Source organism: Embleya sp. NPDC020886 (assembly GCF_044333915.1).
Lineage (GTDB): Bacteria > Actinomycetota > Actinomycetes > Streptomycetales > Streptomycetaceae > Embleya.
Window position 1 is genome coordinate 185,915 of sequence record NZ_JBIRRX010000011.1, and the last position, 14,193, is coordinate 200,107.

Annotated in this window: 11 protein-coding genes; 3 read left to right on the forward strand and 8 right to left on the reverse strand. The window is 71.2% G+C overall.

From position 1 onward, the window contains the following. Window positions 1–3: 3 nt before the first annotated feature. From ACH4U8_RS32415 to ACH4U8_RS32430, 4 genes are all read right to left on the reverse strand, one after another. The gene (locus ACH4U8_RS32415) at window positions 4–867 is read right to left on the reverse strand and encodes an amino acid ABC transporter permease (RefSeq protein ID WP_395781976.1); all 864 of its coding nucleotides are present in this window, start codon (window positions 865–867) and stop codon (window positions 4–6) included. Beyond that, window positions 864–1,508, reverse strand: coding sequence for an amino acid ABC transporter permease (locus tag ACH4U8_RS32420; protein ID WP_355543293.1), 645 nt, complete (start codon window positions 1,506–1,508; stop codon window positions 864–866). The genes ACH4U8_RS32415 and ACH4U8_RS32420 overlap by 4 nt, the downstream gene beginning before the upstream one ends. 107 nt (window positions 1,509–1,615) lie before the next feature. Further along, on the reverse strand, window positions 1,616–2,581 hold the full coding sequence (locus ACH4U8_RS32425) for a glutamate ABC transporter substrate-binding protein (protein WP_360309135.1): 966 nt from the start codon (window positions 2,579–2,581) through the stop codon (window positions 1,616–1,618). A gap of 85 nt (window positions 2,582–2,666) precedes the next feature. Next, window positions 2,667–3,434 (reverse strand): amino acid ABC transporter ATP-binding protein, encoded by a 768-nt coding sequence (locus ACH4U8_RS32430; protein ID WP_360309133.1) that lies wholly within the window; start codon window positions 3,432–3,434, stop codon window positions 2,667–2,669. Between the two features lie 148 nt (window positions 3,435–3,582). On the opposite strand from ACH4U8_RS32430, the gene ACH4U8_RS32435 reads away from it, so the two are divergent. Continuing rightward, entirely contained in the window at window positions 3,583–4,737 is a 1,155-nt protein-coding gene (locus tag ACH4U8_RS32435) for an ROK family protein (RefSeq protein WP_360309131.1), read from the forward strand. A 28-nt stretch (window positions 4,738–4,765) separates the two neighbouring features. Here the strand turns inward: ACH4U8_RS32435 and dnaE are convergent, their stop codons facing one another. Next, window positions 4,766–8,362: a DNA polymerase III subunit alpha gene (gene dnaE, locus ACH4U8_RS32440; protein ID WP_395781978.1), complete on the reverse strand. Its 3,597-nt coding sequence runs from the start codon at window positions 8,360–8,362 to the stop codon at window positions 4,766–4,768. A 147-nt stretch (window positions 8,363–8,509) separates the two neighbouring features. Between dnaE and ACH4U8_RS32445 the strand changes: the two genes are divergently transcribed. Both ACH4U8_RS32445 and ACH4U8_RS32450 read left to right on the forward strand, forming a co-directional pair. Further along, complete coding sequence (locus tag ACH4U8_RS32445) at window positions 8,510–9,487, forward strand: LysR family transcriptional regulator (protein WP_379991655.1); 978 nt, start codon at window positions 8,510–8,512, stop codon at window positions 9,485–9,487. A 216-nt stretch (window positions 9,488–9,703) separates the two neighbouring features. Next, entirely contained in the window at window positions 9,704–10,291 is a 588-nt protein-coding gene (locus tag ACH4U8_RS32450; RefSeq protein WP_360309125.1) for a response regulator transcription factor, read from the forward strand. Between the two features lie 64 nt (window positions 10,292–10,355). On the opposite strand, the gene ACH4U8_RS32455 is transcribed toward ACH4U8_RS32450, so the two are convergent. The 3 genes from ACH4U8_RS32455 to ACH4U8_RS32465 form a co-directional block, all read right to left on the reverse strand. Next, window positions 10,356–12,089 carry an ATP-binding cassette domain-containing protein gene (locus ACH4U8_RS32455; RefSeq protein WP_395781980.1) on the reverse strand — a complete coding sequence of 578 codons (1,734 nt, stop codon included), beginning with the start codon at window positions 12,087–12,089 and terminating at the stop codon, window positions 10,356–10,358. Next, entirely contained in the window at window positions 12,086–13,894 is a 1,809-nt protein-coding gene (locus tag ACH4U8_RS32460) for an ABC transporter ATP-binding protein (protein WP_395781982.1), read from the reverse strand. The genes ACH4U8_RS32455 and ACH4U8_RS32460 overlap by 4 nt, the downstream gene beginning before the upstream one ends. A gap of 152 nt (window positions 13,895–14,046) precedes the next feature. Continuing rightward, window positions 14,047–14,181, reverse strand: a complete 135-nt coding sequence (locus ACH4U8_RS32465; protein WP_360309119.1) for a SapB/AmfS family lanthipeptide — start codon at window positions 14,179–14,181, stop codon at window positions 14,047–14,049. Window positions 14,182–14,193 lie beyond the last annotated feature (12 nt).

Sequence of the window (14,193 nt, forward strand, 5' to 3'; positions counted from 1 at the left end):
CGCTCACAGCCGGCCGTCCGCGCCCGCGCGAGCCCGCAGCAGGGTCCGCAGGTTGCGGCGGCCGACGGGGCGGAAGCCCTGCCGGGCCTCCAGCGTGCGGGCCAGCTTGGACAACGACGCGTTGAGCACGATGTAGACGAGCGCGATGATGATGTAGGTCTGGATCAGGAGTCGGTTGTAGCTGGCCAACACCCGGCCGCTGTACAGCAGTTCGGAATAGCTGACGATGAAACCGAGCGAGGTGTCCTTGAGCAGGCCCACCGATTGGCTGACCAGCGACGGCAACAACCGGCGGATCGCCTGCGGCAGCACGATCAGCCGCATGGTCTGCGTGTCGGTCAGGCCGACGGCCAGGCCCGCTTCGCGCTGACCCCGGTCCAGGGACAGGATGCCGGCCCGGAAGATCTCCGCGAACACGGCGGCGGCGGACACCGACAGCGGCAACACCAGTTTCCAGAACAGCGGCAGGTCCACGCCGTAGTGCGGCAGTCCGAACAGGACCAGATAGACCAGCAGCAACACCGGAACGGTACGCATCACCTCGATGTACACGGTGGCCGGCCAACGCAGCGCACGACGCCGGGACAACCGCCCCAGGGCCAGTACGATGCCGCCGGCCACGGACAGCGCGGTGGCGACGGCCGCGGCGCGGATCGTGGCCCACAGGCCCTCCAGCAGATATCGCCACATCGGCCACGTGGTGTAGGGCCGCCACTTGTCCGCGTCGAGCTGGCCGTGGTCGGCGAACCGCCGTACGGCCAGGGCCAACAGCGCGGCCACCGTGACACCGGCCACGATGCCGGCGATGCGCATCCGGCGACGCGCGATCGGGCCGGGCTCGTCGAACAACACTCGGGACGCGCTCATCGCACGATCGCCACCTTCCGCTCGATCACGCCGGTGAGCAGGCCCGCGGCGGCGCAGATGACCATGTAGCCCAGGCCCGCGCCGACGAACACCGGGATCGGCTGCGCCTCCAGCAGGTTGACCCGGTTCGCGGCGGAGGTCAGTTCGACCACGCCCACCGCCGCGGCCAACGAGGTGTTCATGGTCAGCGCGATGAAGATGTTGCCGATCGGCTGGACCACGCCGCGCAGCGCCTGCGGCAGGATCACCAGACGCAGCGACTGGCCGAAAGTCAGTCCCAGGGCCCGGGCCGCCTCGGCCTGGCCGATGGAGACCGTGTTGATCCCGGAGCGCACCGCCTCGGCGATGTAGGCCGCCTCGTACAGCGCGATCACGATCACCGCGGTGGTGAACAGCGGGAAGATCACCCCGACTTCGGGCAGGCCGAAGACGAACAGCACGAGCAGGACCAGCAGCGGGGTGTTCTGGAAGGTCTCCACGTACACGGTGCCCACGCCGCGCAGGGCGGCGACGGGGGAGACCCGCAGGGCGGCCACCACGACGCCGATCAGCAGCGCGCCGGCGAACGACAACGCGGTGAGTTCGAGCGTGGTGGTGATGCCGTCGGTGAAGGCGGAGAGATGTCGCAGCACGACATCCATCGGCGATGGCCTTTCGGGAGAGGGTGGGAAGGGACGCGCGGGTGGGGGCGACTCGGGTCGAGCGCCGGGGCGGGAGGGCGTGGTGTGCGGCCCTCCCGCCCCGGGGATCAGGAGCCGGGCACGCCGCCGATCGCGGGCGGGGTCGGCGGGTTGCCCTCGACGACGGTGCCCAGCGTCTGCTTCCAGACCGACTGCCACGAGCCGTCCTGGCCGATCTTGCGCAGCCAGTCGTTGACGAACGTCTTGAACGCGGCGTCGTCGTGCCCGAGTCCGATGCCGTACGGATCGGCGGTGAACGGCTCGCCGACCACGGTGGTGTCCGGGTTCTGCTTGACGTCCGCGACCAGGAGCGCCTGGTCCTGGACGTAGGCGTCGCCGCGGCCCTGGCGCAGCGCGGTGACGCACTCCGGGTCGCTGCCGAAGGTGACCACCTTCGCGTCGGGGGCGACCTGCTTGATCGCGGCGATGGCGGGCGTGTTGGCGCCGGCGATCACGGTCTTGCCGTTCAGGTCGGCCGGCGTCTTGATGCCGCCCGCGCCCTTCTTGACCAGGATGGCCTGGCCGGACGAGTAGTACGGACCGGCGAAGGCGACCTGTTCGGCCCGCTTGGGGGTGATCGTGTAGGTCTGGAAGACCACGTCGACGGTGCCGTTCTGGAGCAGCGCCTCACGGGTCTCGGTGGCCGAACTGACGATCTTCACCTCGGGCTTGCCGATGATGTACTTGGCGAGTAGCCGGCCCATCTCGGCGTCGAACCCGTCCGTCTTGCCGGATATCGGGTTGAGCTGCGACCACAGCGGCGCGTCCTGCGAGCCGCCGACGATCAGATAGCCGCGCGCCTTGATCTTGGCCATCGTGGAGTTGGGCAGGATCGCGCTGTCCGGGGCGACGTCGGCCTTCTTGGCGACGTCCTCGCCGGCCGGCTTGGCGCCACCGGGCACGTCCGAGGAGGAGCCCCCGGAGCAGGCGGCCAGCGCGGTCAGGGACAGGGCCGCGAGCACCGCCGGGACGGCGGAGCGCAGGCGACGCGGGGTTGCGGCGGCGCGCGGGCGACGCAGGGGGAAGCCGGACATCGGGGCCTTCCTTCGCAGGTGAGGGTGTGGTGGGGACGGGACGAGGGGGTACGGCCCGGTGGGCGCCGGCGAGGTACCCGGGGTGTCAGTGACTGAGCACCTTGGACAGGAAGTCCCGGGCGCGGTCCGTGGTCGGAGCGGTGAAGAAGGTGTCGGGCGTGCCGACCTCGACGATCTGTCCGTCGGCCATGAAGACCACGCGGTCCGCGGCCCGGCGGGCGAAGCCCATCTCGTGCGTGACCACGACCATGGTCATGCCCTCGCGGGCCAGGTCGACCATCACGTCCAGGACCTCGTTGACCATCTCCGGGTCCAGCGCGCTGGTCGGTTCGTCGAAGAGCATCACCTTGGGCTGCATGGCCAGGGCCCGGGCGATTGCGGCACGCTGCTGCTGGCCGCCGGACAGTTGTGCCGGGTAGTGGTCCGCCTTGTCGGCGATGCCCACCCGGTCCAGCAACGCCCGGGCCTGCCGGTCCGCGTCGCTCGCGGACAGGCCCTTGACCCGGGTCGGTCCGAGCGTGACGTTCTGCAGCACGGTCTTGTGCGCGAACAGGTTGAACTGTTGGAAGACCATGCCCACTTCGGTGCGCAGCCGGGCCAATGCCCGACCCTCGGCGGGCAGTTCCTCCCCATCCAGTAGGACCACGCCCGAATCGACGTTTTCCAGCCGGTTCAGACAGCGGCACAGGGTCGATTTGCCCGCGCCGGAAGGGCCGATCAGCACGACCACCTCGCCGGCGGCGACGGTCAGGTCCACGTCGGTCAGCACGCGGACCGCCCCGAACGACTTGTTGATGGCGCGTGCCTCGACCATGGGCGTCAGTACGGCGGAAGAAGGCGACGCGGACTTCATCAACGCTCCATCTTTGTTCGGAATCGAAGTTTCATGTGACAGTAGAAGTTGAATTCGAAGGAAGTCAATGCCTTGCTGGTTATTACGGGGTGTGCTATTCCTGTCACTGCCGTACCGCAGCAGGTGTGCCTCGAACGGGAGTGGGACGTTGGCTGGAAGCGCGGGTGACCTGGTGCGACTGGTGGCCAAGGGGCACGGTCGATCCCGGGCGGAACTCGCCCGAATGAGCGGAATGGCCCCGTCGAGCGTCTCCCTGCGCGTGGAGGAGCTCATCGACGCCGGGCTGTTGCGCGAGGACGGCGAGGGCGCCTCCCGGGGCGGCCGGCGACCCCGGCAGTTGCGCCTGCACGAGAACGCGGGCGTGGTGGTGGCCGTGGACGTGGGCACCCACCACGTCCGGATGGCGGTCCTGGATCTGGGCGGCCGGGTGCTGCTGGAGCGCGAACTCCCCGGCGACATCGCCGAAGGCCCCGAGCGGGTGAGCGAACGGCTGGTCGAGCACCTTCGGATGACGCTCCGTCAGGCATCGGTGGAGCAACTGCCGCTGCTCGGCGTCGGCATCGGCATGCCGGGCCCGGTCGATCCGGGCGCGGCCAAGGTGGTCGCGCCGTCCCGGATGCCCGGCTGGAACGAGTACCCGATCGGCCGCCGGATGAGCGAACTGCTCGGCGTACGCGTGGTGGTGGAGAACGACGCCAACCTGATGGCGGTCGGCGAACACCGCTACGGCTGGCCGGATCGGGACAACCTGATGGCGGTCAAGGCCGGCACCGGGATCGGCTGCGGCATCATCGCGTCCGGGAAGCTGCACCGCGGGCGCGGCGCGGCCGGCGACATCAGCCACGTCCCGGTGCACGTCCCCGAACCGGTCACCTGCTCGTGCGGGCACTCCGACTGCCTGGAGGCGCACGCGAGCGGCGCGGCGCTGCAGCGCACGCTGCGCGCGCAGGGCATCGAGGTCTCCTCGTCGCGCCAACTGGTCGAACTGGTCAACGACGGCGTGCCCGAGGTGACCACGCTGGTCCGCAACGCGGGCCGGCTGGCCGGGCAGGTGCTCACCCCGCTGGTGAACTTCTTCAACCCCGACGTGCTCGTCCTGGGCGGCGGCCTCTCCGCCGCCGAGCCCTTCGTCGCCGCGGTACGCGGCGCGATCTACGAACGCTGCCTGCCGCTGGCCACCCGCGACCTGGAGATCGCCACCGCCGTGACCGGCCGGGACGCGTGCATGCTGGGTGCGGGCGCGCTGGTCCTGGACGAGGTGCTGGCCGGGGACTGGGTGGACGACGCCCTGTCCGCCCGCTGATCCGCGCCGGGTCCGAAGGAGGCGACCCCTACGCGCTGCCCACCCAGGACTCCGCCCCGAAGGTCACCTTGATCTCGGAGGCCAGGGTGCTCGCGTCGACCTTCGCGGCCAGCGCGTAGACGGTGGTTTTGTGCACGCCGCGCACGGTGAGGTGGACCGGGGAGTCGCCCGGGTGGGCGGCGAGGATTCGTTTGAGTTCGGCCACCGACTGCTCGGTGACCCGGTGGGCGGGCAGGGCCAGGCGCACCGGCGGTCGGCCGCCGTGTTCGGCGGAGGACACGTCCAGCACGGTCACCTCCCGACCGAAGACGTTCGGGGTTCCGTCCCGCTCTTCGATCCGGCCGGTGACCGAGACCACGTGGTCCTCGACCAGGGCGGGTCGGACGAGCCGGTAGACGGCGGGGAAGAACAGGACCTCGATGCCGGCGTCCCGGTCCCGGAGGTCGACGATGGCCCACACTTTGCCCTGTTTGGTCGTCTTGAGCTGCACCCCCGTGATCAGTCCGGACAGTCGCACCTCCCCGGAGCCGCGTTCGGAGCCGAGCAGCGCGGCGATCGAGCAGTCCCGCGCGGCGGCGAGGATGTGCTCGGCCCCGTCCAGCGGATGGGCCGAGACGTAGAGCCCGAGCATCTCGCGTTCGGTGGCCAGGAGTTGCCGGCGCGGCCACTCGGCGTCGTCGATCGGGAAGTCCAGGCCGAATGCGGGTTCGTCGCCCTCGCCCGCGCCCGCGTCGGCGAACAGATCGTCCTGGCCGAAGCTCGCCGCCTTCTTCACCGGGACGAACGCGTCGATGGCCTCCTCGTGCACGGCGGCCAGGCCCTTGCGCGAATGCCCCAGCGAGTCGAACGAGCCGGCCTTGATCAGCGATTCCACGGCCCGTTTGTTCAGGGCGGGCAGGTCCGCCTTGCTCAGGAAGTCGGCGAAGGAGGTGAACCCGCCCCTCCTGCGCCGGGCGTCGACGATCGCCTCGATGACGTTGTCGCCGACGTTGCGCACCGACCGCAGCCCGAACCGCACATCGTCCCCGACGGCGGTGAACTCCGCGACGGACTCGTTGACATCGGGCGGCAGGACCCGTACGTCGTTCTTGCGGGCGTCGGCGAGGTAGACCGCCGCCTTGTCCTTGTCGTCGCCGACGGAGGTGAGCAGTGCGGCCATGTACTCGGCCGGGTGGTTGGCCTTGAGATAGGCGGTCCAATACGAGACCAGGCCGTAGCCGGCGGTGTGCGACTTGTTGAACGCGTAGCCGGAGAACGGGAGCATGACGTCCCACAGGGCCTTGATCGCCTCCTCGCCGAAGCCGTTCCCGCGCATGCCGTCGTGGAACTTGTCCCATTCCGCGGCGAGTACCTCCGGCTTCTTCTTGCCCATCGCGCGGCGCAACAGGTCGGCGCCGCCCAGCGTGTAGCCGGCCAACTCCCGGGCGATGGCCATGATCTGCTCCTGGTAGACGAGCAGATGGAAGGTGTTCCCGAGGATCGGCTCCAGCGCGTCGCGCAGTTCGGGATGGATCGGGGTGATCTCCTGGCGACCGGTCTTGCGATGCGCGTAGTTGGTGTGTGCGTTCGCCGCCATCGGGCCGGGACGGTACAGGGCGTTGACCGCGGCGATGTCCTCGAACCGGGTGGGCTCCATCTGCCGCAGCAGCACCCGCATGCCGCCGCCGTCCAGTTGGAAGACGCCGAACGTGTTGCCCTCGGCCAGCAGTCGATACGTCCGAGCGTCGTCCAGGGGGATCACCACGGTCGAGGCGTTGCCGTCCAGCGGATCGACGGTGGCCAGGTCGATGCCCCGGTTCTCCCGGATGTTCCGGATCGCCTGGTCGATGACGCCCAGGTTGCGCAGACCCAGGAAGTCCATCTTGATCAGGCCCATCGCCTCGCACGAGGGGTAGTCGAACCCGGTGATCCGCACGCCGTCCGAGGCGCGCATGTGCAGCGGGATGCGGTCGGTGAGCCTGGTCTTGGACAGGATCACCGCTGCGGCGTGCACCCCGGTGCCGCGGATCAGGCCCTCGACGCCGCGGGCGGTGTCCAGCACCCGCCGCACGTCCGGCTCCTCGTCGTACATGCGGCGCAGCTCGCCGGCCTCGGCCCAGCGCTCGTGGGCGGCGTCGAAGACGGCGGCCAGCGGGGCCGGTTTGCCGTTGTGGTCCGGCGGCAGGGCCTTGGTGATGCGCTCGCCGTGGGAGTACGGGTAGCCCAGGATGCGCGCCGAGTCCTTGATCGCGTTCTTGGCCTTGATCCGGCCGAACGTGTTCACCATGGCGGTGTACTCGTCGCCGTACTTCTCGGTCACGTAGCGCACCATGCGGTCGCGTTGGCGGTCGTCGAAGTCGAGGTCGACGTCGGGCGGGTTGATGCGCTCCGGGTTGAGGAACCGCTCGAACAGCAACCCGTGTTCCAGCGGGCACAGTTCGGTGATCCGCGTCGCGTAGGCCACGATGGAGCCGGTGGCCGAGCCGCGCCCGGGACCCAGCGGGATCCGGTTCTCCCGGGCGTGCCGGCAGATGTCGGCGACGACGAGGAAGTACGAGCTGAAGCCCATCGGACCGATCACCGACATCTCGGTCTCGAAGCGGTCCAGCACCCGCGCCGGGATCGGATCCCCGTAGCGCATCACCAGCCCCCGGCGAACCTCCCGACGCAGCCAGGACTCCTGGCTCTCGCCTGCGGGCACATCCGGGAAGTGCGGCATCTCGTCGACGTAGTCGAAGACGTCGTGGTATGACTCGACGCGTTCGGCGATCAACAGGGTGTTGTCGCAGGCTTCGGGCAACTCCGCGAACAGGGCGCGCATTTCGGCGGGGGACTTGAGGTAGTAGCCGGAGCCGTCGAAGCGGAACCGCTTGGGGTCGTTCTTGTCCTTGCCGACCCCGATGCACAGCAGGCTGTCGTGCGCGTCGGCCTGGTCCTCGGTGACGTAGTGCGCGTCGTTGGTGGCCAGCAGCGGGAGGTCCAACTCCTTGGCCAGACGCAGCAGTCCCTCGCGCACGTCGCGTTCGATGGCCAGGCCGTGGTCCATCAACTCCAGGAAGTAGTTCTCCGGGCCGAAGATCTCCCGGTACGCCGCGGCGGCGGCCTTCGCCTCGTCGTACTGGTGCAGCCGCAGTCGGGTCTGTACCTCGCCGGACGGGCAGCCGGTGGTGGCGATGATGCCCTCGGATCGCCGCGCGATCGACTCCCGGTCCATCCGGGGCTTGCCGGCCGGGAATTGGCCCTCGTAGCCGGCCTGGGTGCTCAGCCGGAACAGGTTGCGCAGTCCCCGGACGTCGCGTGCCCACATGGTCATGTGCGTGAAGCGACCACCGCCGGAGACGTCCTTGGAGCCCTCGCCGTCGTTGCCGACGGCGCGTCGGCCACCGGGTCCCCAGAACTCCTGCTTGCGGGAGAACCGGGACGAGGGCGCCACGTACGCCTCGATGCCGATGATCGGCCGGACGCCGGCGAAGCCCCGCGCGACCCGGGCGAACTCGTAGGCGCCGAACATGTTGCCGTGGTCGCTCATGGCGATCGCGGGCATGCCCAGCCGGGCGACCTCGGCGAACATCGGTCCCAGCTTCTGGGCGCCGTCGAGCATCGAGTATTCGGTGTGATTGTGCAGGTGGACGAAGGAATCCGGCACGAGTGAGTCATCTCCGAGGCGGGGAGGAGGCGCGCTTGATCAACCAAGCGTTGACCGGAGACATCAAATCGAGCATGACGTAATGGGATCAAACAACTATCTCGCCCACAATCCACAACGATCGGTTGTGCTTCTAGGATGACGGGCGTGGATATCGCCGCCGTACGCACCTTCGTCGCCGCCGTGGACGCGGGACGGTTCCAGTCGGCCGCGGCCCGACTGTCGATCTCCCAGCAGGCCGTCTCCAAGCGCATCGCCGCGCTGGAGCGGGACCTCGGTGTGCAGTTGTTCGTCCGGACCGCGCGCGGCGCGCAATTGACCATCGACGGGCAGGTGTTCCTGCCGCATGCCCGGACGCTGCTGCATGCCGAGGAGCAGGCCGCCGCGTCGGTGCGGCCGGGCCGGCGCGCGCTGCGGGTCGACGTGGTCGGGCGCCGGCTCGCCCCGGCCGGCCTGGTGCGCGACTTCCACCTCGCGCATCCGGAGATCGGGCTGGACGTGGTGACCCTGCCCGGCGCCGACGCGGCCGTGGACGCGGTACGGTCGGGCCTCATCGACGCGAGCATCCGGGCCGTCACCATGCCCGGTCGGCGGTTGCCCGACGGCGTCGAGGCGACCCCGGTCCTGGACGAGCCGCTGCGGCTGTTCGTCGGCCCCACCCACGAGTTCGCCACCGCCGCGACGGTGGCCACGGCCCGACTCGCCGGGCGCCGGATCTGGATGCCGGGCAACATCCGCGGCACCGAATGGACGGCCTACTACGACGAGTTCGCCGCCGCGTTCGGATTCACCGTGGACACGATCGGCCCCGACTTCGGCATCGAGGTGCTCCTGGACACGATCGCCGAATCATCGACGCTGGCGACCTTCCTCACCGACCGCACGCCGCTCGTCTGGCCCGTCGGTCACGACCTGCGGCTCATCCCGCTGTGCGACCCGACCCCCGTCTACCCGCACTCGCTGCTGTGGCGCGCCGACAATCCACACCCCGGGCTCACCGCCCTGCGCGAACACCTGGTCGCGTCGGCCCCCGAGCACCCCTACGGCCGAACGTGGGCGCCCGGCTGGGCCCGAACCCGCCGCGCCGCCTCGACCCGCCCCCCGGACGCTGATTCCGGCCGGTAGCCACACCCCGTCGGCGGGGTCGGTCGAGGTGCTGCCACGGCGCGATCGAGAGCGGCCCCGAGCGGTCGTGGTTCGACAGGAATCACGGGCGACGGATCCAAACGTCGCACAAACGCATCATTCGATTACAGGTTGTGGTGCAAGTCGCGGGGCGGGGTAGCTATCGAGGTGCTCGGCGGGCAACTTCGGGACGTCGGCGTCTATTGGGAGCGAACAATGATCCGCGTTCTCTTGGTGCACGACACGGAACTGATGAGATCGGCGCTGACCGCGCTGCTCGATCGCGAGGAAGACATCGAGGTGGAGGCCGACAGTTGGGACGGCGCACCGAATCGGGCCCGGTGCCAACGTCCGCACGTCTGCGTGGTGGACGTGGACTGTCCCGGATCCGTGCAACTGCCGCGTCGCCCGGTCGATCCGGACTGCGCCCTGCTCGTCCTGGCCACCACGTCCCGGCCGGGCAGCCTGTGTCGGGCAGCCGAGGCCAAGGCCCTGGGCTTCGTGGACAAATGCGCGCGACCTCCGCAATTACCGAGAGCGATCCGGTTGGTGGCCGCCGGTCGGCGCTATGTGGACGGGTCGCTGGCGCTCGACCTGCTGCGCGCCGCGAGCGCCCCGTTGACCCCGCGCGAGATACGGGTGCTGACGCTCGCCGCCGAGGGGGCGTCGGCTCCGGAGATAGCCCGCGACCTGCGGCTCAGCATCGGCACGGTACGCAACTACATGTCCGCGATCACCCGCAAGACCGGCGCCCGCAACCGGATCGACGCGATCCGGATCTCGCAGGACGCCGGCTGGGTGTAGCACCGGCCCGGTCGGATCCGGGCGACGCGCCGGAGCCCGGATCCCGACCCCCTCCCGATCCTCCTCAGATGCGTTCCGCGTGCCAGTCCCCCACCAGGTCCCGGTACAACGACGAGCGATCCAGGAGTTCCCGATGCGTTCCGCACACCGCGTGTACACCGTCCAGGACCAGCACCCGGTCCGCCCGTCGGGCCGAACTGATCCGATGGGCGACCACGATCAACGTCCCCGGCCGGTCCGCGAAGGCCCGTTCGGCGCGTCGTTCGGCGGCCGGATCCAGATGGCAGGTGGCCTCGTCCAACAGGACCAGCGGCGCCGGTGACAGGTGGGCCCGACCCAACGCGATCAACTGGCGCTCGCCCTGCGACAACGACGCCGGATCCACCGGCGCGTCGAGGCCGCCCAGTCGATCGATCAGCGGCCCCAGGCCCACCGCGTCCGTCGCCGCGGCCAGCGCCGCCGCGGACGCGCCGTCCGGGCACAGGTAGAGCAGGTTCTCCCGCACACTCGCGCCGAACACGTACGCCTGTTGCGGGATGAGCACCCGCTGCCGGGAGGCCTCGCCGCCGACCGGGCGAACCGGCCGGCCGTCCACGAGCACCTCGCCCCGGTCCGGCACGAGCACCCCCGCGACCAGGGCGGCCAGCGTCGACTTGCCGATGCCACTGGGGCCGACCACCACGAGGTGCTCGCCGGGTTCGACGGTCAGGTCCAGGTCGCGCACCACCGGCGCCGCGTTCGGGCCGTAGGCGAACGTCACCCGGCGCAGCCGCACCCGCGGCGGCCCACCGGTCGCACCGGCCGCGTCGGCCGGGCCGAGCACGCCGGCACGCCGCCGCGCCGACGTCGGCCCCGAGGTGAGCCGATCCAGGACCACGAGCAGTCGGGTGCCCGCCGCGCCCAGCGCCTGCATCAACGTGTGCAGCGCCGGCAACAGCGCCTGGGTGAGGTAGGTCAGCGCGCCCAGCAACGCCCCCGCGGTCAGGCCCCGATCGAGCAACCACGGAGCGCTCACCAGCAGCAACAGGACCGGCAACTGCCCGGCCACCCCGAGCGCGATCGCCCGGGCGCCGGCCCACCGGGCCAACGACCGCGCCGCGCGGGCCTCGGCGTCGATCAACGCGTGCGTACGAGCCGCGACCGACTCGCCCGCGCCGCCCGCCAGCACGTCACGCAGGCCCGTCGCGACCATTCCGAGTTGCCCGGACAACGCCTCGTCGGCGTCCAGGAAGGCCCGCTGTCGGGCGGCCATCGGCAGCAACGTGGCCAGGAAGAGCGCCAGCCCGAGCACCAGCGGCGGCACCACCACGACCAGCAACTCCGGTGCCAGCGCGGCCAGTCCGAACAGCGCGCCGAGAGCGGTGAAGACGAACGAGCGGGCCACCAGGACCAGTCCGGCGAAGCTGTCCCGGGCGATCTCGCTCTGGTTGGTCAAACGCGAGACCACCGCGCTGTCCGCCGCGCGGGCCGGCGCGTCGATCGCCTCGGTCAGCGCGCGCGTCGCCACCCGCCGGACCAGCCCGTCGCGCAGCGGCTCGACCAGATCGGCCAGGCCGCGAAAGATCCCGCCGGTGGCCCACCCGCCGAAGACGATCGCCACCGCGGCAACGGCCAGCCAGGCCACCCCGATTCCGGCGCGCCCGGCCAGAAAGCCGTGATCGAGGGCCATCGCCACGCCGTAGCCGCCGAGGAAGGTCTGCGCCGACTCCAGCAGCGACCATCCCGCGAGCCGGACCAGGACCCGCCTGCGCCGGGCCAGGAAACGCCGGGCGAGCACCGGCACACGGGACTTGCTCACCGATCCTCCCCGGCGGCGCCCGGTCCGGCCCCGGCCGCCGATCCCTCGGCCGCGCCCGGATCGCCGAGATCCGCGAACACCGCCCGGTAGTCCGGCACGTCCCACAACTCCCGGTGTGTGCCGAGCGCCCGCACCCGGCCGGCCTCCAGCCACACGACCCGGTCGGCCCGCGCCGCCGAGGAGGCCCGATGGGCGATCAACAACCGGGTGCCCGCGCGCACGTCGCGCACCAGCGCCCGGCCGACCCGCAATTCGGTCACGCTGTCCAGGCTGGAGGTGGCGTCGTCCAGGATGAGCAGTCGCCCGGCGTGCGCGAACGCCCGCGCCAGCCCGAGGCGTTGCAGTTCGCCCCCGGACAGCGGGGCACCGCTCAGCGGCGCCGCGTAGCCCTTCGGCAGCAGCCGGATGAAGCCGTCGGCGCCGGCCGCTTCGGCGGCGACCTCGACCTCGCCGGGGGAGGAGGCATACGGCCCGAAGCCGATCGCCTCGGCGATCGTGTCGCCGAACAGCGCCGGTCGCTCGAAGGCGTACCCGACCTCGCGCCGCCACCGCGTCGGATCGACCTCGGTCGCCGGCACCCCGTCCAACCACACCGTGCCCGCGTCCACGTCGGTCAGCCGTCCGGCGACCGCGGCCAGCGTGGACTTGCCCGCGCCCGAGTGCCCGACCACGGCCACGGTGCTGCCGCCCGGCACGATCAGGTGCACGTCGCGCAGCACCGCCGTGCCGTCCCGCACGACGGTGACCCCGCGCAATTCGAGCCGGCCCGGGCCGTGCGCCGGCAGCGGGTCGGTGCCCGAACGCATCGGGGGCACGGCCAACAACTCGGCGGTGCGGCGGGCGGCGGCGCGACTGCGCACGAGGGCGTTGAGTTGCCCGACGCCGGCGCCCAGGCCGGCGGCCAACAGGGCGTAGCGCGAGGCGGCGAGCAGTTCGCCGACGGTCAGGTCGCCGTGGGTCAGCCGGATTCCGCCGACGGCCAGCACGGCCGTGGTCAGCAGCGGCACCAGGATTCCGGCGCCCGCCATGGCCCGTCCGTAGACGTGCCACATCCGCCTGCCCTGGTTGCCCAGCTCGGGCAACGGCGCGAGGATCCGGTCGAGTTCGCGGGCCGAGCTGCCGGCGGCGGCGATCGTGCGGGAGCCGCCCAGGGCCTCGACGAGCCGGCCGGCGATGTCCGCCTGGACACGCTGGTAGCGGGCCACACTGTCCGAGGAGTCGCGCACGAAGGCGCGCAGCAGCCAGGCCAGCAGCGGCACACCCGCCAGGAACACCGCGAACAGCGGGAGGTCGATGACCGCGAGTGCGATCAGGCCGCCGAGCGGAACGAACAACGCGGCCAGGCCGGTTGCCACCGTGGCGGGAGCGGTGCTCGCCTCGGCGGCGTTGCCGGTGAGTCGGGTGACCAGGTCGCCGGGGGTGCCGCGCTCGGCGGCGCGGTGCGGGGCGAGCGACAACACGTGGTCGATGCCGAGGCGGCGCAGCCAGGCGGCGGTCCGGGCGGTGGTGATCCCGCTCAGGAGCGCCTCCGCCGCGTCGAAGACGACTTCGGCGACGATCAGGATCGCGCACAAGGCGACCGCGCGGCGTGCTCCGGCGGCGTCGTCGAGCAACAGGTCGAGCGCGTGGCCCAGGACGGCGGGCAGCGCGATCGCGACTGCGGCGGCGCCGACACTGCAGGCGAACAGGGCGGAGGTGCGGCCCGCGCTGTGCCGGAGGGCGCCGACCAGGAGCCGGCCGGGGCCGTCGGTGCCGTCGGCGGGCGCCGGTTCGGTGCGGTCGGCGGTCCGGCGGATGGCGGCCATGTGCTGCGATTCCTCGCCTCCGGGTGCGGGGTGGGTCCTGGGACGTGCGCTGTGGGCGTACTTTCGAGAGCAGCGGTCCCGGGCGGAATGCCGCCGCCCGGGACCGCGTCGCGCTTTTCACCTCGGAGTGGTCAACCCCGGGAGTGGATCGGTCAGTCGCAGATGAGCAGGCTCAGCCGGCTGTCGCCGCACACGAGCAGGCTCAGGCGGCTGCCGCCACCGTGGCCGCCGCCACCGAACTCGGGGGCCTCTTCGGTCTCCATCGCCTGCAGGTCGAGAAGTGCCATGGTGATCATTCC